Genomic DNA, 576 nt, shown 5'->3' with positions numbered 1-576 from the left:
GTACTTATTTTAAATATTTAATTTATTAAAAACGGCTCCATGATCCTCGAGAGCTAGAAATTGTTTCTCGCGGGCCTAATTTATTTATATAGATAAAAATACTATTATTATCTTCTTTAAATTAAGGTAAAAAATATAAATATTTTATAAATATTTGCCTTATTCTAAAGTTCCCGTATGTCATGGATGGGTAGTTTACAAAAATTTTATTTAAATAAATTATTTTAAGGTTTATATTGCCTTTACATAATTAAATGCGTGATTCATCATATTTGCGTGGTATAATAAATTATTAAAATTAAAATAATAAGTAAGCACAGGTAATTTTTAATAAATAGATAAATAAAATAAGTATCCAATAATGATATGTAATGTATTACCAAGATGAAAAAGGGACTATCGGGAATGACTAGCCAATACATCCAAAGGAGGTAGTTATACCAAAAATCGTAATGAATGATTTGATAATTACGATAATCCTAAGGGAAACCAATTTAATAATAACTCTACGAACTGAAACATCTAAGTAGTAGAAGGAAAAGAAATCAACCGAGATCCTGTTAGTAGTGGTGAGCG

General features: G+C 26.4%; 1 rRNA gene. It reads left to right on the top strand.

Going from position 1 to position 576, the window contains the following annotated elements:
* Positions 1–378: 378 nt before the first annotated feature.
* A 23S ribosomal RNA gene (locus ACYVLP_RS23460) occupies positions 379–576 on the top strand; the annotation flags it as partial.

The organism is Intrasporangium mesophilum (assembly GCF_054783095.1).
Note: the sequence above shows the minus strand (reverse complement) of the source record. Positions and strands in the feature narration are given on the sequence as shown.